This is a genomic window from Klenkia terrae (assembly GCF_037083865.1).
GTDB classification, from domain to species: domain Bacteria; phylum Actinomycetota; class Actinomycetes; order Mycobacteriales; family Geodermatophilaceae; genus Klenkia; species Klenkia terrae.
The window spans coordinates 51,487-77,160 of record NZ_JBAPLV010000020.1 but is presented as its reverse complement, the minus strand read 5'-3'; the positions used below and the strand labels follow the sequence as shown (position 1 = coordinate 77,160).

Sequence of the window (25,674 nt, the reverse complement as noted above, 5' to 3'; positions counted from 1 at the left end):
CGGGCCGCCACCGGAACCCGTTGAGCTCACCGGCCGGTCGGGCGTAGCGTCCTCCGACCGTGCCCGAAGACGCCGTCCTGACCGCCGAGCGCGCGCACCTCGACCTGGCTGCCGCCTGTCTGCAGCAGATGCACACCGCCACCGCGGCCACCGCCGACGCCGGGGTGGACGCCTGGGCGTCCGAGCGGTTGGGTGCCGCCCGGGCGGAGCGGCTGCGCAGCCTGGCCGCCGACCGCGGGGCGCCGCCGTTCTTCGGCCGCACCGACACCCCGGACGAGGCCTTCCACGTCGGCCGCCGGCACGTCCGCGACGCCGCCGGCGACCCGGTGGTCATCGACTGGCGGGCGCCGATGAGCCGGCCGTTCTACCAGGCCAGCGCGGCCGACCCGCAGGGGTTGACCCGGCGCCGCCGGTTCGGCTTCGCCGACGGCCGGTTGACCTCCTACGAGGACGAGTCCCTGACCGGGGACGACGGCGAGTCGCAGCTGCTGCGGGAGGAGATCGAGCGGCCGCGGTCGGGCCCGATGCGCGACATCGTGGCCACCATCCAGCCCGACCAGGACGACATCGTGCGCGCCCCGCTGGCGGAGTCGATCTGCGTGCAGGGGGCACCGGGCACCGGCAAGACCGCCGTCGGCCTGCACCGCGCGGCCTACCTGCTGTACACGCACGGCGAGCAGCTGGCCCGCACCGGCGTGCTCGTCGTCGGCCCCAACCGGGCGTTCCTGCGCTACATCGAGCAGGTGCTGCCCGCCCTCGGCGAGGTGGAGGTCGACCAGGCCACCGTCGCCGACCTGACCGGCCGGGTGCCCGTGCGCGCGCAGGACCCGGACGACGTGGCCGTGCTCAAGGGCGACGCCCGGCTGGCCGAGGTGCTGCACCGGGCGGTCTGGCGCGGGGTGGCCAAGCCGCAGGACTCGGTGCAGGTGCCGCTGTCCGGCCGGCGCTACCGCATCCCCGTCGAGCGGCTGCGGCGCTACGTCGACGACCTGCGCCGGGCCGACATCTCCTACGGCGCCGGCCGCGAGCGGCTGGGCCTGTCGCTGGCCGAGGACGCCCGCCGGCAGAAGGAGGAGGCCGGCGGCAGCCCGACCGACGCCGAGACCCGCCGCTGCGCCCGGTCGGCCGAGGTGCGCGCGTTCTGCGACGAGCACTGGCCGGCCGTGGACGCCGCGGGGCTGGTCGCCGCGGTGCTCGCCGACCCCACCCGCGCCGCCCGGGGCGTGCTGACCGACGAGGAGCAGGAGCTGCTGCGGCGCGCACCCGCCCGGTCGGTGCGGTCCACCCGCTGGACGGCGGCCGACGCCGTGCTGGTCGACGAGGTGGCCGGCCTGCTGGAGCGGACGCCGGGCTACGGGCACGTGGTGGTCGACGAGGCGCAGGACCTCTCGCCGATGCAGTGCCGCGCGGTGGCCCGCCGGCTGGCCGCGGGGTCGCTGACCGTGCTCGGCGACCTGGCGCAGGCGACCAGCCCCTGGTCGGTGGCCGACTGGACGCAGACGCTGGCCGCGCTGGGCCGCCCGGACACCGTCGTCCGGCCGCTGACCCGGGGCTACCGGGTGCCGGCCGAGGTGCTCGAGTTCGCCAACCGGCTGCTGCCGACGCTCGTGCCCGGGCTGGCGCCGGCCACCGCCGTCCGCTCGGAGCCGGGGTCGCTGCAGCTGCGGTCAGTGTCCTCGCTGGCCGGCCCGGTGGCCGAGGTGGTCGCGCAGGTCGCGCAGGGGTCGGTCGGGATCGTCTGCGCGGACGCCGGGGTCGACGAGCTGGTCACCGCGCTGCGGGCGGAGGGGCTGCAGGTCGAGGCGCTGGTCGACGACGGCAGCGAGCCCGCGCGGGTGGTCGTCGTCCCGGCGACGCTGGTGAAGGGCCTGGAGTTCGACGCCGTCGTGGTGGTGGAGCCCGCGGCGATCGTGGCCGCCGAGCCCCGTGGGCTGCACCGGCTCTACGTGGCGCTCACCCGGGCCGTCAGCAGCCTGGTCGTGCTGCACCGCGAGGACCTGCCGGAGCTGCTGGTCGGCTGACGGCGCCCGGGCCGCGGCACGCGACCGGAACTAGGGTGCTGATCATGGCCAAGACGACGACCTCCCTGCGCGAGGTGCTCCGCGCGCCGTCCGGCCCGGTGTCGCTGGCCGACCTCGACCCGCGCGGCACGCCGCACGCCCCCGGGGACAAGGACGCCACCCGCGACCAGATGGCCGCCGACGGCGCGGAGCTCTCGCTGCTGCAGGAGCGGCTCTACGCCGAGGGCGTCTCCGGCGGCGACCGGCGCGTGCTGCTGGTGCTGCAGGGCATGGACACCAGCGGCAAGGGCGGGGTGATCAAGCACGTCGCCGGGGCGGTCAACCCGCAGGGCGTGCTGATCACCAGCTTCAAGAAGCCGTCGGCCGAGGAGCTGCGGCACGGGTTCCTCTGGCGGGTCCGCCGGGCGGTGCCCGCACCCGGGCTGCTCGGCGTCTTCGACCGCTCGCACTACGAGGACGTACTGATCGGCCGGGTCCGCGAGCTGGCCAGCCCGGCGGTGATCGAGCGCCGGTACAAGGAGATCGCCCGGTTCGAGGACCAGCTGGCCGAGGCCGGCGTGACGATCGTGAAGTGCATGCTGCACATCTCCCGGTGGGAGCAGAAGCAGCGGCTGCTCGCCCGGCTGGACGACTCCACCAAGCGCTGGAAGTTCAACCCCGGCGACATCGACGAGCGCGCGCTGTGGACGGACTACCAGCGCGCCTACGAGATCGCCATCGAGCGCACCAGCACCGAGGCCAACCCCTGGTACGTCGTCCCCGGCGACCGCAAGTGGTACCGCAACTGGGCGGTCGGCCGGCTGCTGCTGGAGGCCGTGGGCGACCTGGCCCCGCGCTTCCCGGCCGCCGAGTACGACGTCGCCGAGCAGCGCGACCGCCTCATCGACGAAGCCGACTGACCCACCCTGCGCAGAGGGTCACCCCACCGTCATCGGGTCGCGCCACGCCGCCCCCCCCCCCCCCCCGTTGACCGCCGGATGCCCTTCTGGCAACCCGCGGCGACCTCGCTGGTCCAGGATCGCCACGCCGACTGGGTCGCGGGTCGATCCAAGTCCACGGCCGGGTCCGGTCGGGGTGTCCGCGCATTCCTGTGGGTCCTCGTCCGTCGTGATGGACGGACACCCTCAGGGATTCGCGGACACCCCGCGGATGCGGTCGCCGTCGACCCAGACGCCGGCGATGTCGGCCGGGCCGCCCAGGGCGAAGGCCTTGGCGAGGGCGTCGTCGGGCCCGGCCGCCGACCTCAGGACGACGTCCAGGGTGCTCCCGGCATCCGGGCGCAGCCAGACGGCGTCGAAGCGCTTGCCCACCGACAGGTCGCCGACGTCGTCCAGCCCCAGGGCGTCGGCGCCGGCGGCGGTGGCCAGGTGCAGCAGGTCCGCCGGGGTCAGCGGCTCCCCGGCCGCGCCCAGCAGCTGCTGGCCGAAGTAGCCCTGCAACCCCTCCTTGAGCAGGGAGAACCCGGTGCCGGCGCCCACGTCGGAGCCCAGCGCCACCCGCACCCCGGCCGCCCGGTGCCGGCGCAGCGGGAACAGCCCGCTGCCCAGCGCGGCGTTGGACGTCGGGCAGTGCGCCACCGCCGTCCCGCGCAGGCCCAGCAGGTCGAGCTCGCCGTCGGTGGGGTGCACGTCGTGCGCGAGCACCGACCGCGGTCCCAACAGCCCGGGCTTGTCATAGGTGTCCACGTAGGACCCGCCGAACAGCTCGGCGACCGCGGCCACCTCGGCCAGGTTCTCGTTGACGTGCGAGGTGACCAGCGCGCCGTCCACCTCGCCCAGCAGGTCGGCGCAGGACTCCAGCAGCTCCGGGCTGCACGACAGCGAGAACCGCGGGGTCACCGCGTACCGCGAGCGCCGCACGCCGTGCCACCGCTCCGCCAGCGCGCGCCCCTCCGCCAGGGCCCGCTCCGGCGTGGTCAGCAGCGCCTCGGGCAGCAGGCGGTCGCTCACCACCAGCCCGGACGTCACCCGCAGCCCGACCCGGTCGGCCTCGGTGAACAGCGCGTCCACCGCCGGGGCGAAGTGCGAGCCGAACACCAGCGCGGACGTCGTCCCGGCGCGGGCCAGGCCGTCGACGAACTCGGCGGCCACCGTGCGGGCGTAGCCGACGTCGGCCAGCCGGCACTCCTCGGGCAGCGCGCACCGCTCCAGCCAGTCCAGCAGCGGCATGCCCAGCCCGCCGATCGCCCGGACCTGCGGGTAGTGCACGTGGGTGTCGACGAACCCGGGCAGCACCAGGCCACCGGTCAGGTCGACGACCTCCTCGCCGGCGGGCGCGTGCACCACCCCGCGGGCGACGACGACCCCGTCGCGGACCAGCAGCCCGCCGTCGAGCTCGGTGCGCAGCTCCCCGGCGACCGGGGTGTCCAGGAACGAGCCGCGGTAGAGGGTCACGAGGGCACGCGGGTGAACGCCCCGAGCAGGGCGGCCGCGACGCTGACCGCGATGACCGCCGGCTCCTTGCCGGCCAGCTCGGGCAGCCCGATCGGGCAGGTGATCCGGTCGGGGTCCGGGGCGCCGTCGGCCAGCAGCGTGCGGCGGAACCGGGCCCACTTGCCGGCCGAGCCGATCAGCCCGATCGAGGCCAGGCCGGGGGTGCGCAGCGCGGCGTCGCACAGCGCGGCGTCCTCGGCGTGGTCGTGCGTCATCACCAGCACGTGGGTGCCGGCCGGCAGCTCGGCGAGCACCAGCTCGGGTAGCACCGGGACCTGGTGCACGTGCACCGCGGCCAGCGCGTCGTCCAGCACGGCCAGCCGCTCGGGGGTGAGCTGGTCGGGCCGGGAGTCGACCAGGTGCAGGTCGAGGTCGTGGCGGGCCAGGATGCGGGCCAGCTCCAGCCCGACGTGCCCGATGCCGAACACCGCCACCGCCGGGACGACGGGCAGCGGCTCCAGCAGCAGCCCGACCTCGCCGCCGCAGCACTGCACGCCGTGCTGGTAGGGCGCCTTGTCCGACAGCGCGACCTCGACGACCTGGGTGGCGAATTCCCCCCCGGCCAGCAGCGCCCGCGCCCGCTCGACCGCGACCGCCTCCAGGTTGCCGCCGCCGACGGTGCCGTGCTGGGCGTCGGCGGTGACCACCATCTTGGCGCCGGCCTCGCGCGGCGAGTGCCCGCGGACGGTCGCCACGGTCACCAGCACGCCCGGCTCCCGCCGGTCGCGCAGCGCCTGCACGGCGCGGTCCCACCGCATCAGGACTCGCTCAGCACGCGCTCGGACGTCGGCCGGATCGGCGGACCGGTCGGCTGCGGTGGCTGCTCGCCGCCGTCCCGCAGGTGCGCGCCCTCGCCGGACCGGGCCGCCTCGACCGCCCAGAACACCGCCTCGGGGGTGGCCGGGGAGGCCAGGTCCACGGCGGTGCCGGCCGGGCCGAACGCGGCCGCGGCCTGGCGCAGCGCCTCGCGGACGCTGAACGCCAGCATCAGCGGGGGCTCGCCGACGGCCTTGGAGCCGAAGACGGCGCCCTCCTCGTGCGCGGACTCCAGCAGCGAGACCCGGAAGTCCTCGGGCATCTCGGAGAAGCTGGGCAGCTTGTAGGTGCTGGCCGACTGCGTGCTGATCCGGCCGCGGTTCGGGCCCTCGCGGTCCTCCCAGCGCAGGTCCTCCAGGGTCAGCCAGCCCACGCCCTGCACGAACCCGCCCTCGACCTGGCCGATGTCCACCAGCGGGGACAGCGAGTCGCCGACGTCGTGCACGATGTCCACCCGGCGCACCCGGTAGGCCCCGGTGAACCCGTCGACCTCGACCTCGGCGGCGGCCACCCCGTGCGCGAAGTACTTGAACGGCTCGCCGCGCATGGCTGCGGAGTCCCAGTGCAGGCCCTCGGTCCGGTAGTAGCCGGCCGCCCACAGCTGCACCCGGGAGAAGTAGGCCAGCCGGACGACGTCCTCCCACGGCACGGTCGGGCCGCCGGGCGCCAGCCCGCGCACCACCCCGCCGGAGAACCGGACGTCGGCGGCCGGCACGTGCAGCTGCTCGGCGGCGACCTGGGACAACCGGGCGAGGATCTGCTCGCAGGCGTTCTTCACCGCGCCGCCGTTGAGGTCGGCCCCGGAGCTGGCCGCCGTCGCCGAGGTGTTGGGCACCTTGTCGGTCCGGGTGGGGGCCAGCCGGACGCGGGACAGCGGGACGCCGAGGGCGGTGGCCGCTACCTGCAGCATCTTGGTGTGCAGGCCCTGGCCCATCTCGGTGCCGCCGTGGGTGATCAGCACCGAGCCGTCCTTGTAGACGTGCACCAGCGCGCCGCCCTGGTTGAACGCGGTGAAGTTGAACGAGATGCCGAACTTGACCGGGGTGATGGCCAGGGCTCGTTTCACGTGGAGCGACCCGGCGTTGAACGCCGCGACCTCGGCGGTGCGGGCCGCGAAGTCGCCGGTGTCCAGCACCTGGTCCCAGGTCCGCAGCAGGCGGTCGGCCTGCCGGACGGGCTGGCCGTAGGGCGTCTCCTGGCCGACGGCGTAGAAGTTCCGGCGGCGCAGCTCGTGCGGGTCGATGCCCAGGGTGGGCGCGCAGCGACCCAGGATGTCCTCGATCACGAGCATCCCCTGCGGGCCGCCGAAGCCGCGGAACGCGGTCTGCGACGTCTTGTTGGTCCTGGCGATCCGGCCGTTCACCCGGACGGCGGGGATCCAGTACGCGTTGTCGATGTGGCACAGCGCGCGGGCCAGCACCGGCTCGGACAGGTCCAGGCTCCAGCCGCCGTCCGAGGTCAGCGTGGCGTCCAGCGCGGTCAGCCGGCCCTCGTCGTCGAAGCCGACCTGCCAGCGGGCGTGGAAGCCGTGCCGCTTGCCGGTCATGGTGATGTCCTGGCTGCGGTTGAGGCGCAGCCGGACCGGGCGGCCGGTCAGCCGGGCACCGAGCGCGGCGATCGCGGCCAGCCCGTGCGGCTGCATCTCCTTGCCGCCGAAGCCGCCGCCCATCCGCAGGCACTGCACGGTGACCTCGCTGCTGGTCAGCCCCAGCACGTGGGCCACGATCTCCTGGGTCTCCGAGGGGTGCTGGGTGCTCGACTGCACGAACACCTGCCCGTTCTCGTCGACCAGGGCCAGCGCGCAGTGCGTCTCCAGGTAGAAGTGCTCCTGGCCGGCGAACTCGATCTCCCCGGAGAACACGTGCGCCGAGGCGGTCAGCGCCTGCTCGACGTCGCCGCGCTCGAGCCGGGGCTGCCCGCCCTGGAACGCCTCCGCCTCGATCGCCTCGCGGACGGTGACCAGCGCCGGCAGCGGCTCGACCTCGACCTCGACGGCCTCGGCGCCCAGCCGGGCGGCCTCCAGCGTCTCGCCGAGCACCCAGCACACCGCGTGGCCGTAGAACATGACCTCGTCGGGGAACAGCGGCTCGTCGTGCTTGACCCCGGCGTCGTTCACCCCGGGGACGTCGGCGCCGGTGAGCACCCGCACCACCCCGGGGACGGCGAGCGCCGGGTCGGTGCGCAGCGCGGTGACCCGGGCGTGGGCGTGCATGACCTGGACCGGCCAGGCGTGCAGCACGTCCTTGGTGCGGCCGACCAGGTCGTCGGTGTAGAGCGCCAGCCCGGTCACGTGCAGGGCGGCGGCCTCGTGCGGGACGGCGGTGCCGACGACGGCACCGGCGGGTCGCTGGGACAACGCGCTCATGCCGGGACCTCGTTCTCTGCGGCGAACTTCAGCAGCGACTGGCGGAGCATGGCCGCGCGGTAAGCGGCGCTGGCCCGGTGGTCGTCCAGCGGGGTCCCCTCGCCGCCGAGCACGTCGGCGGCCGCGGCGACGTCGGGCCACGGGCGGCCGACGAGGGCCTGCTCGGTGGCCAGCGCCCGGATCGGCGTCGCGGCGACCCCGCCCAGCCCGATCCGCGCCGCGGCGACGACGCCGTCCACGACGTCGAGGCCGAACGCGACCGCGACGCTGGAGATGTCGTCGAACCGCCGCTTGGCGATCTTGGTGAACCCGACCAGCCCGGGCTGCGGCTGCGGGATGCGGACGGCGCGGATCAGCTCGCCCGCCGTCCGCACGCTGCGCCGGTAGCCGGTGAAGTAGTCGGCGAGGGCGACCTCGCGCTCGCCGTCGGACGAGACCAGCACCAGCGAGGCGCCCAGGGCCAGCAGCCCCGGCGCGGTGTCGCCGATGGGGGAGCCGGTGCCCAGGTTGCCGCCCAGCGTGGCGCCGTTGCGGATGAGCACCGAGGCGAACTGGGGGAGCAGCAGGTCCAGCAACGGGACGGCGCCGTCCAGCCGGGCGGCGATCTCGCTGAGGGTGACCGCGGCGCCGATCTCGACGACCTCGTCGGTCACCGAGACCCCGCGCAGCTCGGCCAGCCGGTCGACGGCCACCACCAGCGGGGCGCGCACCCCGCGCAGGTTGACCTCGACGCCCCAGTCGGTGGAGCCGGCGACGACGACCGCGTCGGGCCGCTCGCCGAGCAGCTGCAGCGCGGCGGCCAGGTCGGCGGGGCGGACGAAGGCGTCGGTGCGGGTCGCCCGGGGGGCCGGGGCGGGCGCGGCCTGCCGGGCGGCGAGCAGGTCGCCGTGGGCCGGGGCGTCCAGGGCGTAGGCGGCGTCCCGGATCGGCCGGTAGCCGGTGCACCGGCACAGGTTGCCGCTCAGCGCGTGCAGGTCGAACCCGTTCGGCCCCTGCTCGTGGGGGTGCTCGGTGGTGCCCACGACGTCCACCGGAGCGGCGTCACCCCGTCCGGGGCGGTAGAACTCCGCGGCCATGCTGCAGACGAAGCCCGGCGTGCAGTAGCCGCACTGCGAGCCGCCGCGGACCGCCATCTCGCGCTGCACCGGGTGCAGGTCGGCCGGGGTGCCCAGCCCCTCGGCGGTCACCACCTCCTGGCCGTCGAGGGCGAGCACCGGCACCAGGCAGGCGTTCAGCGCCGTCCAGCGGGTGGGGGTCGTCGTCCCCGGGCGGGCGACGAGCACCGAGCAGGCGCCGCACTCACCCTCGGCGCAGCCCTCCTTGGCGCCGACCAGTCCGCGGCCGCGCAACCAGTCGAGCGCCGTGGTGTGGGCGGGCACGCCGGACAGCGGGGCGACCTGCCCGTTCACGGTGACGCTGGGGTCGGGCACGGGGCGGCTCCTGGGCGGGACGGGCGGGTGGCCCACCAGGATGCCCGCTCCAGGTTGCGCGCAGGTCTCGGCCCGGGTGTCAGGTCCTCGGGGACGGCAACCGGCGCACCGCGCGGACGGCGGTCACGGCGCAGACCACGGTGGTCGCGGCGAGCAGGGCCACCGCCCCGGCCTGGACGGCGACGTACCCGGCCGGCCCGCCGCCGACGACCAGCGGGAGCAGGAGGACGGGCAGCGTCAGCAGCCCCAGGACGGCGACCGCACCCGCGGCCGGGGCGGCGGTCCGCACCACGGCCACGGCGCCGACGACGGTGAGCCCGACCGCCGCGACGGCGTCAGAGGTCAGCCAGACCGGCGCCAGGAGGGACAGGTAGGGCAGCCCGCCCACGAGGAGGAGCGCGCCGAGGGCGCCGGCCCACCACCACCCGGGTCGGTCCACCCGCACCGGGTCCACGGCCAGGGCGGCCAGCAGCGGGACGGCGGCCGGGAGCAGGAACGCCACGGTGGATCCGATCGGGGCGCTGGTGGTGATGGCGGCGAACAGGTGCAGCGCGAGGAGCGCCCCGGCCGTCGCCCGGGCGACCACCGAGCCGTGCACCAGGCACCCGAACACCGCCACCGCGAGCACCGCGGCCAGCGTGTTGAACGGGACGTGCCAGCCGGTGACCCAGGGCGGGCCCGGGTCCAGGGTGCGTGCGAGCTGGGCCAGGGCGGCCGGGGCGGCGGCGGCCAGGGTGCCCAGCAGGGCGACCCAGCGGACCGTGGCGCCGGTCAGCGAGGCCCGGGCGGAGGACCCCGGCCCGCCCAGCCGGAGCCGGAGCGCCAGACCCCAGACGTCGAGGCGGTCGGCCAGGTCCGGGGAGCCGAACTCGGCGAACTCCGGGTCGTGGGCGCAGGTGGCGGTCAGGTAGGTGTCGGTCATCTCGTCGGCCCAGCGACTGCGGGCCGGTTCGGGGAGGGCGCGCAGCAGGCGCCGGTAGCGGTCCTCGAGGGTGGGGACGGCGCTCATGCCGGCCGCACCCGCAGCCGGGCGCGCAGCGCGCGAGCATTGGCCTCCTGGCGCACCGCCTCGGCCTCCAGCGCGCGGCGGCCGGCGTCGGTGAGCCGGTGGTAGCGGCGGGTCCGGCCGGCGTGCAGCTCCTCCCGGTCGGGCTCGACCAGACCCTCGGCGGTCAGGCGGTCGAGCAGGCCGTAGAGGGTGCCCACCCGCAGGGCGACCTGGCCGGCCGACAACAGCTCCACCTCCGCGGTGATGCCCCACCCGTGCAGGGGCTGGTCGGCCAGCGCCGCGAGCACGAAGGCCGCGGGCTCGGTCAGCGATGCCATGCTGGACAAGCTATCCGGCCATGCCTTGCCGGACAAGGCATGGTTGTGGAACATCTGCGTTCTCTGGTTCTGTGGGACCCCGGTGACCTGCGAGGAAGGTGGGACATGGGCGTGGCCCGCCGGATCGGCACGCTGGTCCAGCTGCTGGCCGCCGTCGTCCTGGCCGGGGTGCTCGTCGCGGCGGTGCTGTTCCCGGTCGTCGGCGGGCTCGGCGTCACGGCCCGCAACTCGGCCTCGCTGCTGGATGCCCTGCCGGTCGAGCTCACCGACCGGACGCCGGCCGGCAACACGGTGATGACCGCGGCGAACGGCGAGCCGATCACCGGGTTCTACGACGAGAACCGCGCCCCGGTGACCGGCGACCGGATCGCCGAGGTCATGAAGCAGGCCATGGTGGCCATCGAGGACGCCCGGTTCTACTCGCACCACGGGCTCGACGTGCAGGGCACGCTGCGGGCCGCGGTCACCAACCTGTCCGCCGGCGACGTGCAGGAGGGCGGGTCGACGCTCACCCAGCAGCTGGTGAAGCAGACGCTGCTGCAGACCGCGGACACCCCGGAGGAGGCCGCGGCGGCCACCGAGCAGACGCTGGACCGCAAGCTGCGGGAGGCCCGGCTGGCCCTGGCGCTGGAGGAGACCTACAGCAAGGACGAGATCCTCACCCGCTACCTGAACATCGTCTACTTCGGCCAGAACGCCTACGGGATCCAGGCCGCCTCGCGGATCTACTTCTCCGTGGACGCCGTCGACCTCACGCTGCCGCAGGCCGCGATGCTGGCCGGGCTCGCGCAGAGCCCCACCAGCGACGACCCGACGGTGAACCCCGAGGCGGCCACGACCCGGCGCGACCAGGTGCTCGACCGGATGGCCGAGCAGGGCATGGTCACCCCCGACGAGGCCGCCGCCGCGCAGGCCGAGCCGCTCACCCTGGTGCTGGGCGCCGCGCCGCCGCGCGGGTGCGTGCAGGCCGCGGTGGGCCCGTTCGTCTGCGACTTCGTGCAGCGCTACCTGACCCAGACCCTCGGCCTGACCCAGGAGCAGCTCGAGCACGACGGGCTGACCATCCAGACCACGCTGGACCCCGAGCTGCAGCGCGCCGGGGACGCCGCGGTCCTGGGGACCCTGCCGATGGGCGACTCGCTGGCCGGGATGTTCACCGCCGTCCAGCCCGGCACCGGGCACCTGCTGGCGATGAGCGTGAACCGGGTGTTCGGCTACGACGTCACCGACCCGGCGCAGGAGTCCTACAACCTCAACGTGGCCGCCAGCCAGGGGTCGGGCTCGACCTACAAGGTGTTCACCGCGGCCGCCGCGCTGGCCCGGCAGTACTCGCAGTACTACACGCTGACCACCTCGGACCCCTACGTCTCGCGGGTCTACCGGGACGGCGCGGAGCCCTACGACGTGCGCAACGCCGGCCGGTACTCGGGCACCCTGGACCTGTCGACCGCGCTCTACCAGAGCTCCAACACGTACTTCCTCGCCCTGGAGGACGCCCTCGGCAGCGTCGAGGAGCCGGTGCGGATGGCCGAGGCGGCCGGGCTGTTCCAGTTCAGCCGGCCGGGCCTGGCCCAGCAGGTCATCGACGAGAACCGCGGCTCGTTCACCTTCGGCGCCGAGGAGACCAGCCCGCTGGCCCTGGCCAGTGCGTACTCGACCTTCGCCGCCAGCGGCACCCGCTGCCTGGTCACCCCGGTGACCGCCGTCCTGGACCGCGCCGGCCAGCCGCTGCTCGCCGCCGACGGCCAGCCCCTGGTGCGCGGTGACCAGTGCACCCCCGAGGCCATCGCGCCCGGCGTGGCCACCACGATCAACCAGATCCTGCGCCGGGACGTCGAGCCGGGGAACCCCGGCCAGACCGGGTCCCGGGCCTACGTCGCCGGGCACCAGATCGCCGGCAAGACCGGGACGTCGCAGGACAACTTCTCCGCCGCCTTCGTCGGCTACACCCCCGAGATCACCGCCAGCGTGATGGTGCTGAACCCCAAGCTGAACCAGGACGTCGGGGGCTTCGGCGGCAACAAGCCGGCGACCATCTGGCGGGCCGCGATGGCGCCGATCCTCGACGCCCGCGGCAGCGGTGAGTTCCCGCCCGCCGACCCGGCCGTGGTCAACGGCAACACCCGGCCGGTGCCCGGCTGCGGCTCGGTCAGCTCCTGCCGGACGGCGCTGGCCGACGCCGGGTTCGTGCCGCAGACGGTGACCGTGGACGGCAGCACGCCGTCCGGCTCGCTGCTGGGCACCAGCCCCCCGGCCGGCGGGCGCGCGGTGGTCGGCCAGGTGGTCACCATCCGGGTCAGCAACGGCGCCTCCTACACACCCCCGGCGCCGGCCCCCGCACCCGCGCCCCCGGCACCCGGACCGGCACCACCGGCACCGGGACCGGGCGGCCCGGGCGCCGGCCCGCCGTCCATCCCCGGTCAGCCCACCAACTGACCGCACGCCAAGTGCACGACTGCGGTGGTCCCGGAGCCCCGGAGACCACCGCAGTCGTGCACTCGACCCGCCTCAGGGGTGGACGAGGATCTTGACCTGGGTGTCGTTGCGGTGGACCAGCGTCTCGAAGCCCTGCTCCACCAGGTCGGCGAGGTCGATCCTCGCCGTGATGAACGGGGCCAGGTCGACCTTGCCGCTGCGCACCAGCTCGATCGTGGCGGGGTGGTCGCCGGCATAGGCGATCGTGCCGCGCAGGTCGATCTCCTTGAGCACCAGCTTCTGCAGGTCCACCGCCGGCTTGTGCCCCCAGATCGACACGTTGACGATCACCGCGCCGGGCCGGACGCCGTCCAGCAGGGTGTCCAGGACGGCGTCCACGCTGGAGCACTCGAAGCCGACGTCGGCACCCCGACCGCCGGTCAGCTCGCGCACCCGGTCGGCCACCGACCCCTCGGTCGGGTCCAGCACGTGGTCGGCCACCCCGGTCTCGAGCGCCTTGGCCTTGCGCGCCGCGCTGACCTCGGTCACGACCACGGTGAGCCCCTCCGCCCGCAGGACGGCGGCCAGCAGGAGCCCGATCGGGCCGGCCCCGCCGATCAGCGCGACGTCCCCGGCGCCGGCCCCGCTGCGCCGGTAGGCGTGGTAGCCCACGGCCAGCGGCTCGACCAGGGCGGCCTGGTCCAGCGGGATGTCCCCGACCGGGTGCACCCACCGCCGGTCGACCACGACCTTCTCGCTCAGCCCGCCGCCGCGGCCGCCCAGCCCGATGAAGTTCATGTCGTGCGACAGCTGGTACGGCTGGCCGGGCGTGGTGTCGACGTCGTCGGCGATCACGTAGGGCTCGACGACGACCGCGTCGCCCACCGCGAGGTCGGTGACGCCCTCGCCCAGCGCGGTCACGGTCCCGGAGAACTCGTGCCCCATCGTCAGCGGCGCCATCTCGCCCGACACCGGGTGCGGGGTGCCGTGCGGGATGAAGATCGGCCCCTCCAGGTACTCGTGCAGGTCGCTGCCGCAGATCCCGCACCAGGCGACGTCGATCGCCACGTGCCCGGGTCGGAGATCCGGCTCGGGGATGTCCTCGACCCGGATGTCCCCCCGGGCGTGCCAGCGTGCTGCTCTCATCGCGCGCTCCTCAGCTCGTGTGGTGCACGGCGGCCGGCTCGGACACCGGGGTGGGGATGCCCTCGTACCGGGCTTTGAGCTGCAGGGCCAGGTACAGGGAGTAGTGCCGGGACTGGTGCAGGTTGCCGCCGTGCATCCACAGGTGCGGGACGGCGGTGGGCTTCCACATGTTGCGCTGCTCGCCCTCCCACGGGCCCGGGTCCTTGGTGGTGTCCGAGCCCAGGCCCCAGACCTTGCCCAGCCGGTCGGCGGTCTCCTGGTCGATGAGGTCGGCCACCCACCCGTTCATCGAGTCGTAGCCGGTGGCGTAGACGACCAGGTCGGCCGGCAGCGTCGTCCCGTCCTCGAGGACGACGGCGTCCTCGGTCAGCTCGCGGACCTGGCCGCCGACCAGCTTCACCGAGCCGTCCGCGATGAGCTCGGAGGCACCCACGTCGATGTAGTAGCCCGAGCCCCGGCGCAGGTACTTGAGGAACAGGCCGGAGTCGTCGTCGCCGAAGTCGAGCTGGAAGCCGGCGGCCTCCAGGCGGGCGTAGAAGTCGGCGTCGTCGATCCGGATCTGGTCGTAGAGCGGCTTCTGGAACTCGCCCATGATCCGGTAGGGCAGCGAGGCGAAGGTCAGGTCGGCCTGGTGCGTGGTGACCCCGGCGGCCGCGGCGCTCTCGGAGTACAGGCCCTCCATCGTGCCCAGCAGCGAGCGGCTGGTGACGATGTGCGTGGAGCTGCGCTGCACCATCGTGACGTCGGCGCCGTGCTCCCACAGCGCCGCGCAGATGTCGTGCGCGGAGTTGTTGCTCCCGACGACGACGACCTTCTTCCCCCGGTAGGCCTCGGGTCCGGGGTGGGCGGAGGAGTGCTGCTGCTCTCCGCGGAACCGGTCCATCCCGGGGAACCGCGGCATACGGGCCTTGCCGCTCATGCCGGTGGCGAAGACCAGCTCGGTCGGGTGCAGGGTGAGCCGCTCGCCGTCCCGGACGACCTCGACGTCCCAGTGCCCGGCGGCCTCGTCCCAGGACGCCGACTCCACGCTGGTGGAGCTCCAGTAGTTGAGCTCCATGACCTTCGTGTACATCTCCAGCCAGTCGCCGATCTTGTCCTTCGGCGCGAACACCGGCCAGTTCTCCGGGAACGGCAGGTAGGGCAGGTGGTCGTACCAGACCGGGTCGTGCAGGCAGAGGGACTTGTAGCGGCTGCGCCACTGGTCGCCGGGCCGGGCGTGCCGGTCGACGACGATCGTCGGGACGTCGAGCTGCCGCAGCCGGGCGCCGAGGGCGATCCCGCCCTGGCCCCCGCCGATCACCAGCACGTGCGGCTGGCGGGTGTACCCGAGCTCGGTGGCCTCGGCCTCGCGGCGCTCCAGCCAGGTCTGCCGGTCCTTGTTCGCCCCGTGCTCGGCGCCGCGCGGGCGGCCGGCACCGGCCGGCTCCTCGTGGCCGGTCAGCTCGTACAGGGTGGTGAGCAACGTCCAGGCCTTGCCGTCCTGGAGCCGCAGGTGCCCGCGCCCGCGGCCGACCGACGTCTCGAAGTGGATCCAGGCCTCGTCGACGCCGTCCGCACCGGTGGGCTCCTGGCCCTCGGTGACCCGGAAGCCGGTCGGGGCGACCCGGTCGGTGACCTCGGTCAGCCGGGCCCGGACGGCGTCCCGGCCCTCGGCGGTGGTGATGTTCCAGGTGAAGGCGATCAGGTCGCGCCAGAAGCAGGTGGGGGCGAACAGCTCGGCGGCGGCGTCGGCGTCCCGGGCGTCCAGGGCGGCCTGGAAGGCGTCGAGCCATGCGGCGACGCGGGCGGCGGGGGTGTCGGTGGGGCGTTCCAGGGTCTGCGTCATGCGGGTGCCTCCTCGCTCGGACGGCCTCGTCGCCGTCCCGGGGTCCATGCCACACCCGCGCCGGTCGCTGCAGCAGGGTTGCGAAGGGTTGCGCTCCCGGTGGTCCAGGTCACACCCTGGTGCCGTGCCCCGCCCCCTCATCGACGCGTCGTGGCGACGGGTGGCCGCGGCGGGCGTGGACCCGGGCGGGGCCGGCGGACCGGCGGTGCTGTCGGACGCCGAGGTGTCCCGGCTGGTGTTCACCGGGCCGCTGGCGCCGATGATCCCGGTGCTGCGGGACCGCCTGGAACCGGTCGCCCGGGCCTCCGGCCAGCTCCTGGTCGTGACCGGCACCGACGGCACCGTGCTGTGGCAGGGCGGGGCGCCGGAGGTGCGGCGCCGCGCCGACGGGCTGGGGTTCGTCCCCGGGGCGGCCTGGGACGAGCCCACCGTGGGCACCAACGCGATCGGCACCTGCCTGGTGCTGGGGACCCCGGTCGGGGTGCACGGCGGGGAGCACTTCGTCGACGGGCACCAGCAGTGGACCTGCGCCGCCGCCCCGCTGCGCGACCCGGTCGGCGGCGCACTGCTGGGCGTGGTCGACCTGTCCGGGCCGGCGCGCACCGCCCACCCGGGGGTGCTCGCGCTGGTGTCGGCGGTCGCCGCGCTGGCCGAGCACGAGGTGCGGGCCGCGCACGACCGGTCGCTGGAGCAGCTTCGCCGGATCGCCGGTCCGCTGCTGGCCCGGGCCGAGGGACGGGCGCTGGTGCTGGCCCACGACGGCCGCACCGCGGCGGCCACCGGGTTCGCCGGTCCGGCCCGGGTGGCCCTGCCGGCCGGGCTGGACGGCGGGCACCGGCTGCTGCCGGTGCTGGGCCCGTGCCGGGTGGAGCCGCTGCCCGGCGGGTGGCTGGTCCGGCTGGACGACGACGACCTGTCCGGCGCCGACACCGCCGTGCTGCTCGACCTCGCCGGGGACCGGCCCCGGCTCCGGGTGGACGCGCCCACCGGGTCGTGGGTCGACGTCCTGGGCCCGCGGCACGCCGAGATCCTGCTCGCTCTGGCCCGCGCCCCGCAGGGGCTGACCGCCGCCGAGCTCGCCGGGGCGCTGTTCGGCGACCCGGCGCGCACGGTGACGGTGCGGGCCGAGGTGTCCCGGCTGCGCCGCGCGGTCGGGCCCCTGCTCGCGACGCAGCCCTACCGGCCGGCCGACGGCGTCACCCTGGACGTCGTCCTCCCCGGCCCGGGCAAGGTGCTGCTGCCCGGCTCGGTCGCGCCGGTCGTGCTCGCGCTCAGGGCCGCCCGCGGGCCAGCCGCTGGTCCAGCGCCTGGGTGAGCAGCCAGCCGGCGATCACCACCAGGTGCAGCAGGAACAGCCACAGCCCGAGCGCGACCACCCCGCCGACCACGTCGAGCCCGCCGAACGGGGCACCGATGGACAGCGGCAGCCGCAGGAAGAGCACGAAGCCCTGCAGGAACCCGGCCAGCGACGCCGCGGTGAAGAACGCGCCGACCAGCACCGCGCCCCAGCGCAGCATCCCGGCCGCGACGAACCGGAACCCCCACACCAGCGGCCCGACCAGGGCGAAGAGCACCGAGTAGAAGCCCAGCGCGACCCCGCCCACCCGCGCGCCGAACCCGGCCGTGGCCTGCAGGTCGGCGAGCACCGGCACCACCAGCAGCACCGGGTACAGCAGGAACGGCGAGACCAGCAGCAGCGGGACGACGGCCAGCCGGCCGCGCCAGCCGGTGTAGGTGTCCCGCTCGTCGGTGAACCGCAGCAGCGCCCGCCGCAGCCCTTCGCCGTAGAACGTCATCGGCAGCAGGGCCAGCACCCCGCCGAGCAGGGTCATCGTGGTGCCGGCCTCGGCCAGCCGGGCGAGGGCGTCCGGGGCGCCGAGCTGGTCGGGCAGCACCCCGCCGAGGAGGTCCAGCTTCCCGCGCACCCAGTCGGCACCGGCCAGCAGCGAGGTCAGCGCCAGGGCCAGCAGCAGCAGCGGGACGACGGAGATGCCGGCGTAGAAGGTCAGCCCGGCCGCGATCAGCGCGAGGTCCCGCCCGCGCAGGCCCCGCCGCACCGATCCCATGAGGAAACGGGCCTCCGACCGCCATCGGGCGTGCCAGGACGGGCGGACGGTCATCGCCCCAACTCCACCACCCGCGGGGCCGCGGCGCCCGGCGAGCCTGGTCAGCCGACGGCGACCTCCCCGGAGAAGCCAGTCACCTCGACAGCGCCGTCGGCAGACACGGTCACCGTGACGTCGTCGGACCCGATCCGCAGGCCCTCGACCCGGACCGCGCCCAGCGGTGCCGGCTGCAGCGGCCGGACGACGAGCCGGCCGGCCGGGACGTCGGGCCGCAGCCCCAGCACGGCGGTCAGCACGGCGACCGCGGCGGCCGCCGACCAGGCCTGCGGCCGGCAGGAGGCCGGGTAGGCCAGCGCTCGCCGGACGACGTCCGAGCCGTCGCCGGCGAACAGCTCGGGCAGCCGCCAGGCGAAGGACTCCCCGGCCGCCAGCACCCCGCGGGCCAGCGACCCGGCGACCGCGTCGTGCCCGTCGCGGGCCAGCCCGGTGAGCGTGATCGCGGTGTCGTGCGGCCAGACCGACCCGCAGTGGTAGGTCAGCGGGCCGTAGCCGCCGGCGGTGGTGGCCATCGTGCGCAACCCGAACCCGGAGTCCATCGCCGGCGACCCGAGCCGGGCGGCCACCTCGGCGGACTCCCCGGCGGTGAGCAGCCCGGTGCCCAGCAGGTGGCCGATGTTCGAGGTCGGGGCGTCCACCGGGGTCTTGGCGCCGTCCAGCGCGATCGCCGGGTAGCGGCCCTCGGCGTCGGCGACCCAGAAGGCGCCGCGGAAGCACTCGGCCAGGTCGGCGGCCCAGGCTCGCCAGCGGTCGGCGCCGGGCCGGCCGAACGCCTCCAGCAGGTGCGCACCGGCCAGGGCCGCCTCGTGCGCGTAGGCCTGCGCCTCGCACAGCGCGATCGGTCCCTCGGCGATCGTGCCGTCGGCGAAGCGGACGGAGTCCGCGCTGTCCTTCCAGCCCTGGTTGGCCAGCCCGGCGCCCGAGCGGTCCAGGTACTCCAGGAACCCGTCGCCGTCGGGGTCGCCGTCGGTGGCCAGCCACCCCAGCGCCCGCTCGAGCGGGTCCAGCAGCTCGGTGACCACGGCCGGGTCCAGGCCCCAGCGCCAGGCGTCGTGCAGCAGGCAGACCCACAGCGGGGTGGCGTCGACGGTGCCGAAGTAGACCGGCGGCAGGAACGGGGTCGTGCCCTCCTCGGCCACCGGGGGACGGCGGATCTCGTGCAGGATCTTGCCCGGCTCCTCGCCGGTGGCGTCGTCCCGGCGGGTGCCCTGCCGGGCGGCCAGGGTGCGCAGCGTGCCGGCCGCCAGCTCGGTGCCCAGCGGCAGCAGCAAGCGCGCCGTCCAGAGGCTGTCCCGGCCGAAGAGGGTCAGGTACCAGGGGGCCCCGGCGGCGGCGAAGACGTCGTCCGGGTCGCTCGTGGTGGTCATCCGCAGCCCGGCCAGGTCCTCCAGGGACTGCTCGACGAGCGCGGCCAGCCGGGAGTCGTCGGCGGTGACCCGCGGGGTGGACCAGCTGGCCGCGGTGCGCGGGGCCGTGGTCACCCCGCCGGGGTCGGTGACGGTCGCCGACCAGGTCAGCTCCACGGCGTCCCGCGGCGGGACGACGACCGACCAGCGCAGCCGGCCCACCTCGCCGTCCACCTGGAGGCCGGGCACCGCGACGGTGACCCCGCGGCCGGACCACCCGTCGCCGTCCGGGCGCAGCAGGGGGCGCAGGTGGCCGCTCTTGACCTCCTCCACGGTGGCCAGGTCGGTGGCCAGGGTCAGCACCACCTCGGCGGTCACCGGTGCGGCGGCGGTGGAGACCAGCCGCAGCGTCTCGGTGAGCCCGTCGGCGGTGAGCGTGCGCACGGTCTCCAGCCGGACCGTCGGGTCCGGGCCGGGGTCGCCCAGCCCGCGGACGACGGCCACGTGCGTGCTGGTGCCCGGACCGGTGCTGCCCCCGCCGATGCCGTCGGGACGACGACCGGCCACGGTCACCCCGACCACCGACAGCGCCCGGACGTCGCCGCAGAACACCCCCTCGGCGCCCTGCCCGCGCACCGCGCCGTCCCGCGCCGACAGCACGGTGACCGGGGCCCGCAGGCAGACGTCGAGCTCGTGGACGGTCGGCTGCAGGCCCGCGTCGCTCGTCATTCGACCGATCCAACCCGAACCCGGCCGGATCGCACAAGCTGCACCGAGCTCGCACTTGACAGCCACCCTGCACCCGGCGCACTGTGCCTCCGATCACTTGGATCGGTCCAAAGGAGACAGCGATGCACCCCGACGACGGCGTCGAGCGGCCCACGCTCGCCAGCGTCGCTGCGCTCGCCCAGGTCTCCAAGCAGACCGTGAGCAACGTGCTCAACGCACCGCACCTGGTCAGCGGGGCCACCCTGGACCGGGTCCGGGCGGTCATCGACGAGGTCGGCTACCGCCCGCTGCGGGCCGCCCAGCAGATGCGCAGCCACCGGTCGCAGCTCATCGCCATGCGCATCGAGCCGGTCCGCGAGGCCTTCGGCGGCAGCGTGCTCGACCAGTTCCTGCACGCGCTGACCCGCAGCGCCGAGGAGTCCGGCCAGCGGCTGGTGCTCTTCACCGCCGACGACGCCGAGGCCGAGGTGGGCGCCTACGACGAGCTCGTCGCCTCCTTCGCCGTCGACGCGTTCGTGCTGACCGGCACCTCCCACGGCGACCCGCGCACCGCCTGGCTGCGCCGCCGCCGGCTGCCGGTGGCCAGCTTCGGCCGGCCCTGGGACGACCCGGACGGGCGCAGCTGGGTCGACGTCGACGGCGCGGCGGGCACCCGCGCGGCCGTCGAGCACCTGGTCGCCCAGGGGCACACCCGGATCGCCTGGCTCGGCTGGCCGGCCGGCTCGGGCACCGGCGACGACCGGCGGGCCGGCTGGGTGGACGCCATGTCCTCGGCCGGCCTGCCCGTCGCCGGCCTGGAGGCCGGGCTCCCCGACGATCTCGCCGTCGCCCAGGCCACCGCCCTCGGCCTGCTCGCCGCGCGCGGGGTGACCGCCCTGGTCTGCGCCAGCGACTCCCTCGCCCTCGGCGCGCTGGGCGCCGTCCAGGAGCTCGGCCGCCGACCCGGCCGGGACGTCGCCGTCGTGGGCTTCGACGACAGCCCGGTCGCCGCCGCCCTGGGGCTCACCTCGGTCGCCCAGCCGGTCGTCGCGGCCGCCGCGGCCTGCATCGAGCTGCTCCGCGGCCAGCTGGACCCCGGCCCGCCCGGCTCCCCGGCCGCCGACCAGCCGGTGCTGCTGCCGCCGCGGCTGGTCGTCCGGGCCAGCTCGCAGCGCGGTGACGACGCCGCGCCGTCCGCGGCGAGCCTGCCGTTCCCGCCGTCCGGCACCCACTGACCACCCGACCCACCCCGCACCACCCGGCCGACGGCACCGACGCCGACGGCCGACCGCAGAGGAGGAACCCCGAGTGAGACACCCCATCCGCCGGTCCGCGCAGGCCGCCGTCGCCGTCGCCGCGCTGTCCCTGGCCGCCGCCTGCGGTGGTGGCTTCGACGACGGCGCCGAGCAGCAGGAGTCGGGCAGCGCCTCGCTCACCATGCTCATCGCCAGCTCCGGCGACGCCGAGACCCAGGCCGTGCAGTCCCAGGTCGACGCCTACGAGGAGGAGTCGGGCAACACCGTCGACGTCCAGGTCGCCGCCGACCTCTCCCAGGAGCTGGCCCAGGGCTTCGCCGGCGGCAACCCGCCCGACGTCTTCTACCTCGACGCCAGCCGGCTGGCCGACCAGGCCGACGCCGGCAACCTGTTCCCCTACCTGGACCAGGTCGACGACCTCGACGACTTCTACCCGAACCTGGTCGACGCGTTCACCTACCAGGACACGCAGTACTGCCTGCCCAAGGACTTCTCCACCCTGGCGCTGGAGATCAACGACGCCGCCTGGTCGGCCGCCGGCCTGACCGAGGCCGACTACCCGACCACGTGGGAGCAGCTGGCGACGGTCGCCCAGCGGCTGACCACCGGCGAGCAGACCGGCCTGGTCGTCAACGCCACCCGGGACCGGGTCGGTGCGTTCATGGTCGAGGGCGGCGGCTGGTTCCTGTCGGAGGACGGCGGCGAGGTCACCGCGGACAGCCCGGAGAACCTCGAGGCGCTGCAGTACCTGCAGACCAACCTGCAGGCCGGCAGCTTCAGCTTCCCGGGTGACGTCGACGCCGGGGACGGCGTGGAGGCCCTGGGCACCGGCAAGGCCGCGATGACCATCGAGGGCAATTGGCTGGTCGGCGGCATGGCCAACGACTACCCGGACGTCGGCTACACCGTCGTCCCGCTGCCTGAGGGCCCCGGCGGCTCGGGCACGCTGTCGTTCACCAACTGCCTGGCCGTGGCCGCCGACAGCGACGCGCAGGACGCCGCGGTCGACCTGGCCACCTACCTGACCGGCGCCGACGCGATGACCCCGCTGACCCAGGACACCGGTGTGCTCCCCTCGCGCCAGTCCCTGGCCGACGCCTACCTGCAGCAGTTCCCCGAGCGGGAGGCCTACATCGCGGGTGCCGACTACGCGCAGGGGCCGGTCAACGCACCGGGCGTCGAGCCGGTGCTGCAGGACTTCGACAGCCAGCTGGGGGCGATCGAGACCGGTGACCCGGCCGAGATCCTGCAGTCCACCCAGACCAACCTCGAGCAGGCGATCGGCGGATGACCGCGGCCCCGGCTCCCGCAGGGGCCCTGGCGACCGCCTCCCCGCGGGGGTCGGGGCGCAGCTCGTCCCGGGCCGGGCAGGGGCGGGCCGGCTGGTCCTTCGCCGCCCCGCAGCTCGTGCTGATCGGGCTCTTCGTGTTGATCCCGATCCTCATGGCGTTCTGGGTCAGCCTCACCGACTGGCGCGGGCGGGGATCGCCGTTCACCGGCCAGGTCGGCTTCGTCGGGTTCGACAACTACGCCGCGATCCTGACCGAGCCGGGCCTGGCCCGGCAGGACTTCATGACCGCCCTGCGCAACAACGCCTGGTACGTCCTGCTGGTGGTCCCGCTGCAGACGGCGATCGCGCTCGGCCTGGCGCTGGTGCTCAACTCGAAGATCCGGGCCAAGGGCTTCTTCCGGACGGCGTTCTACTTCCCGACCGTCACCAGCTCGGTGGCGATCAGCCTGGTGTTCATCTTCCTGTTCACCGGCGGCGGGGCGGTCAACGGCCTGCTCGGCCTGGTCGGCATCGACGGGCCCAACTGGTTCAGCGACTCCCGCGGCCTGCTGCACCTGATCGGCGACGGCCTCGGGTTCTGGGACGCCGACTCCCCGCCGGCCGCGCTGACCGATGGCGGCCCGCTCGGGCTGTCCTGGTGGGACTGGCTGTCCGGGCCGTCGATCGCGCTGGCCGCGCTGATCTTGCTGGTGGTCTGGACGTCGGCCGGTGGCTACATGCTGATGTTCCTGGCCGCGCTGCAGGACGTGCCCAACGACGTCCGCGAGGCGGCGGTGATGGACGGCGCCAACTCCTGGCAGCGGTTCCGCGCGGTCACGCTGCCGGCGCTGCGGCCGACCTTGTTCCTCGTCATCACCCTGGGCCTGATCGGCACCTGGCAGGTGTTCGACCAGGTCTACCTGATCAGCCAGGGCAACCCGGCCAAGACCACGCTCACCCCGGCGTTCCTCAGCTACACCTCGGCGTTCGTCAGCGGCCAGTGGGGCCGCGCGGCCGCGATGTCGTTCGTGCTGTTCGCGATCATCATCGTGCTCACCTCGGTGCAGCGGTTCCTCATGCGCGACAAGGACGCCGCCGCCGAGAAGAAGGCGCTCAAGGCCACCCAGCGGGCCCGGGCGGCGTCGTCCAAGACCACCTTCTTCCAGGCCGGACGGTGACCGCGTGACCACCACCCTCGAGACCCCCGTCGACGACGCCCCAGCGCCGGAGGCACCCCGCCGCCGGCTGCCCGGCCGGCAGGTGGGCCGCTTCCTGGCCTACGTCGTGCTGGTCTTCTTCTCCGTCGTCTACCTGTACCCGTTCCTCATCCAGGTCGTGACGTCGTTCAAGACCAACGGCGACGCCACGAACAACCCGCTGGCGCTCCTGCCCGACCCGCTCACCGCGGCCGCGTTCGGCCGGCTGTTCGACACCGACTTCGGGCTGTGGGCGTTCAACTCGGTCTGGGTGTCGGTGCTGGTCACCGGCCTGCGGGTGTTCCTGGACTCCCTCGCCGGCTACGCGCTGGCCCGGTTGCACTTCCGCGGCCGGTCGGCGGTGTTCAGCGCCGTCCTGGCGGTCATGGCGGTGCCCGGCGTCGTCCTGCTGATCCCGAAGTTCCTGGTGCTCAACCAGCTCGGCATCTACGACACCCCGGTGGCGCTGTTCCTGCCGCTGGTCGCCGACGCCGCGGGCATCTTCATCATGAAGCAGTTCTTCGAGTCGGTCCCGGCCTCGATCGAGGAGGCGGCGCGGATCGACGGCGCCGGCACCTTCCGGGTGTTCTGGTCGGTCGTGCTGCCGATGGCCCGCCCGGCGCTGATCACGCTGACCATCCTCAGCTTCCAGGCGTCGTGGAACGAGCTGCCGCACTTCATCGTGGCGTCCCAGGACCGGGACCTCTACACGCTGACCAAGGGCGTGGCGACGCTGACGACCGGCCAGCTGGGCTCGGGCAACCAGTTCCCGCTCACCCTGGGTGCCGCGCTGCTGATGACCATCCCGGTGGCCGTCGTCTTCTTCGTCTTCCAGCGCTACTTCGTCGGCGGGGCCAACGAGGGGGCGGTCAAGGGCTGATCAGTCCGCGTGCACCAGCAGGCCGCGGATGGTCTCGCCGGCGGCCTGGTCGGCGAAGCCCTGCTCGAGCTGGTCCAGGGCGTACCGGCGGGTGACCAGCCGGTCCAGCTCGAGCTTCCCCTCGCTGGCCAGCCGCAGCAGCATCGGGACGTCGCGGTGGGCGTTGCAGCTGCCGAACAGCGCGCCCTGGATGCGGTGCTCGTAGACGGTGAGCCCGTTGCCCTGCAGCGACACCGTGACGTCGGAGCCGATGTCGGCCAGCGCCGTCAGCACCAGCGTTCCGCCCTTGCCCAGGCAGCGGGCGGCCTGGCGGGTGCCCTCGGCGGCGGTGGCCCCGACCGCGAGGACGACGACGTCGGCGCCGTTGCCCCGGGTCAGCTCGCGGGCGAGCATCGCCGCGCTCCGGGTGTCCTCGACGGCGTGCGTGGCGCCGACGGACTCGGCGAACTCCCGGCGGAACGCGACCGGGTCGACGGCGACGATGTTCGACGCCCCGGCGTGGACGGCGCCCTGCACCGCGTTGGCGCCCACCCCGCCGCAGCCGACGACGACGACGGTGTCCCCGGGGCGGGTGCCGCCGGCGTAGACCGCCGAGCCCCACCCGGTGGGCACGCTGCAGGCCATCAGCGCCGCGGTGTCCAGCGGCAGCCACGGGTCGATCCGGATGCAGGAGGCCTCGCTGAGCAGCGAGTGCCGGGCGAACGCGCCGACCATGCAGAACCCGCCCAGCGGCTCGCCGTCCAGCCGGAACGGCCAGGTGCCGGTGGGCAGCTGACCGGTGGCGATGGTGGCGCCCAGGTCGCACAGGTTGGACCGGCCCGACGCGCACCACCGGCAGGTGCCGCAGGCGGGCAGGAAGCTGGCCACCACGTGGTCGCCCGGGGCGACCCGGCGCACGCCCGGCCCGACGGCCAGGACGACGCCCGAGCCCTCGTGGCCGCCGACGATCGGGTACTTCCCGCCGGCGTTGGAGTGCCGCAGGTGCTCGTCGGAGTGGCAGAGCCCGGCGTAGGCCATCTCGACCAGCACCTCACCGGGGCCGGGGTCGCCGACCTCCAGCGTCACCAGTTCGTACCGGCCACCCTCGCCGCGCAGCACCGCGCCGGTCGTCTCCACCCC

At 74.9% G+C, this 25,674-nt stretch carries 19 protein-coding genes; 8 read left to right on the top strand and 11 right to left on the bottom strand.

What is annotated here, in order from left to right:
* Positions 1 to 59 precede the first annotated feature (59 nt).
* Both UXQ13_RS17225 and UXQ13_RS17220 read left to right on the top strand, forming a co-directional pair.
* Positions 60 to 2,021, top strand: a complete 1,962-nt coding sequence (locus UXQ13_RS17225; protein ID WP_336392589.1) for a HelD family protein — start codon at positions 60 to 62, stop codon at positions 2,019 to 2,021.
* A gap of 44 nt (positions 2,022 to 2,065) precedes the next feature.
* On the top strand, positions 2,066 to 2,920 hold the full coding sequence (locus tag UXQ13_RS17220) for a PPK2 family polyphosphate kinase (protein WP_225233305.1): 855 nt from the start codon (positions 2,066 to 2,068) through the stop codon (positions 2,918 to 2,920).
* Between the two features lie 225 nt (positions 2,921 to 3,145).
* On the opposite strand, the gene UXQ13_RS17215 is transcribed toward UXQ13_RS17220, so the two are convergent.
* The 6 genes from UXQ13_RS17215 to UXQ13_RS17190 form a co-directional block, all read right to left on the bottom strand.
* Entirely contained in the window at positions 3,146 to 4,414 is a 1,269-nt protein-coding gene (locus UXQ13_RS17215; protein WP_225233304.1) for a guanine deaminase, read from the bottom strand.
* Positions 4,411 to 5,211 carry a xanthine dehydrogenase accessory protein XdhC gene (gene xdhC / locus UXQ13_RS17210; RefSeq protein WP_225233303.1) on the bottom strand — a complete coding sequence of 267 codons (801 nt, stop codon included), beginning with the start codon at positions 5,209 to 5,211 and terminating at the stop codon, positions 4,411 to 4,413. The genes UXQ13_RS17215 and xdhC overlap by 4 nt, the downstream gene beginning before the upstream one ends.
* Entirely contained in the window at positions 5,211 to 7,634 is a 2,424-nt protein-coding gene (gene xdhB / locus UXQ13_RS17205; protein WP_336392588.1) for a xanthine dehydrogenase molybdopterin binding subunit, read from the bottom strand. The genes xdhC and xdhB overlap by 1 nt, the downstream gene beginning before the upstream one ends.
* Complete coding sequence (locus UXQ13_RS17200) at positions 7,631 to 9,064, bottom strand: xanthine dehydrogenase small subunit (protein ID WP_336392587.1); 1,434 nt, start codon at positions 9,062 to 9,064, stop codon at positions 7,631 to 7,633. Before UXQ13_RS17200 ends, xdhB begins: the two co-directional genes overlap by 4 nt.
* A 79-nt stretch (positions 9,065 to 9,143) precedes the next feature.
* Positions 9,144 to 10,073, bottom strand: coding sequence for a hypothetical protein (locus UXQ13_RS17195; protein WP_225233301.1), 930 nt, complete (start codon positions 10,071 to 10,073; stop codon positions 9,144 to 9,146).
* On the bottom strand, positions 10,070 to 10,390 hold the full coding sequence (locus UXQ13_RS17190) for a PadR family transcriptional regulator (protein ID WP_225233300.1): 321 nt from the start codon (positions 10,388 to 10,390) through the stop codon (positions 10,070 to 10,072). Before UXQ13_RS17190 ends, UXQ13_RS17195 begins: the two co-directional genes overlap by 4 nt.
* Positions 10,391 to 10,495: 105 nt before the next feature.
* On the opposite strand from UXQ13_RS17190, the gene UXQ13_RS17185 reads away from it, so the two are divergent.
* Positions 10,496 to 12,826: a penicillin-binding protein gene (locus UXQ13_RS17185; RefSeq protein ID WP_336392586.1), complete on the top strand. Its 2,331-nt coding sequence runs from the start codon at positions 10,496 to 10,498 to the stop codon at positions 12,824 to 12,826.
* 72 nt (positions 12,827 to 12,898) lie between these two features.
* Here the strand turns inward: UXQ13_RS17185 and UXQ13_RS17180 are convergent, their stop codons facing one another.
* Entirely contained in the window at positions 12,899 to 13,951 is a 1,053-nt protein-coding gene (locus UXQ13_RS17180; protein WP_336392585.1) for a 2,3-butanediol dehydrogenase, read from the bottom strand.
* A 10-nt stretch (positions 13,952 to 13,961) separates the two neighbouring features.
* Positions 13,962 to 15,776, bottom strand: a complete 1,815-nt coding sequence (locus tag UXQ13_RS17175; RefSeq protein ID WP_225233298.1) for a flavin-containing monooxygenase — start codon at positions 15,774 to 15,776, stop codon at positions 13,962 to 13,964.
* Positions 15,777 to 15,900: 124 nt separating this feature from the next.
* Between UXQ13_RS17175 and UXQ13_RS17170 the strand changes: the two genes are divergently transcribed.
* Positions 15,901 to 17,091 carry a GAF domain-containing protein gene (locus tag UXQ13_RS17170; RefSeq protein ID WP_336392584.1) on the top strand — a complete coding sequence of 397 codons (1,191 nt, stop codon included), beginning with the start codon at positions 15,901 to 15,903 and terminating at the stop codon, positions 17,089 to 17,091.
* On the opposite strand, the gene UXQ13_RS17165 is transcribed toward UXQ13_RS17170, so the two are convergent.
* Together UXQ13_RS17165 and UXQ13_RS17160 are read right to left on the bottom strand one after the other, a co-directional pair.
* On the bottom strand, positions 17,048 to 17,896 hold the full coding sequence (locus UXQ13_RS17165; protein WP_225233296.1) for a YhjD/YihY/BrkB family envelope integrity protein: 849 nt from the start codon (positions 17,894 to 17,896) through the stop codon (positions 17,048 to 17,050). The two genes, UXQ13_RS17170 and UXQ13_RS17165, sit on opposite strands and share 44 nt — an antisense overlap.
* A 47-nt stretch (positions 17,897 to 17,943) precedes the next feature.
* Positions 17,944 to 19,974: a glycogen debranching N-terminal domain-containing protein gene (locus tag UXQ13_RS17160; protein ID WP_225233295.1), complete on the bottom strand. Its 2,031-nt coding sequence runs from the start codon at positions 19,972 to 19,974 to the stop codon at positions 17,944 to 17,946.
* 122 nt (positions 19,975 to 20,096) lie between these two features.
* On the opposite strand from UXQ13_RS17160, the gene UXQ13_RS17155 reads away from it, so the two are divergent.
* From UXQ13_RS17155 to UXQ13_RS17140, 4 genes are all read left to right on the top strand, one after another.
* Positions 20,097 to 21,188 (top strand): LacI family DNA-binding transcriptional regulator, encoded by a 1,092-nt coding sequence (locus UXQ13_RS17155; RefSeq protein WP_225233294.1) that lies wholly within the window; start codon positions 20,097 to 20,099, stop codon positions 21,186 to 21,188.
* Positions 21,189 to 21,261: 73 nt separating this feature from the next.
* The gene (locus tag UXQ13_RS17150) at positions 21,262 to 22,500 is read left to right on the top strand and encodes a sugar ABC transporter substrate-binding protein (RefSeq protein WP_225233293.1); all 1,239 of its coding nucleotides are present in this window, start codon (positions 21,262 to 21,264) and stop codon (positions 22,498 to 22,500) included.
* Positions 22,497 to 23,657: a carbohydrate ABC transporter permease gene (locus UXQ13_RS17145; RefSeq protein ID WP_225233292.1), complete on the top strand. Its 1,161-nt coding sequence runs from the start codon at positions 22,497 to 22,499 to the stop codon at positions 23,655 to 23,657. Before UXQ13_RS17150 ends, UXQ13_RS17145 begins: the two co-directional genes overlap by 4 nt.
* A 4-nt stretch (positions 23,658 to 23,661) precedes the next feature.
* Positions 23,662 to 24,555: a carbohydrate ABC transporter permease gene (locus UXQ13_RS17140; protein WP_225233291.1), complete on the top strand. Its 894-nt coding sequence runs from the start codon at positions 23,662 to 23,664 to the stop codon at positions 24,553 to 24,555.
* On the opposite strand, the gene UXQ13_RS17135 is transcribed toward UXQ13_RS17140, so the two are convergent.
* The gene (locus UXQ13_RS17135) at positions 24,556 to 25,671 is read right to left on the bottom strand and encodes an NDMA-dependent alcohol dehydrogenase (RefSeq protein ID WP_225233290.1); all 1,116 of its coding nucleotides are present in this window, start codon (positions 25,669 to 25,671) and stop codon (positions 24,556 to 24,558) included.
* Positions 25,672 to 25,674 lie beyond the last annotated feature (3 nt).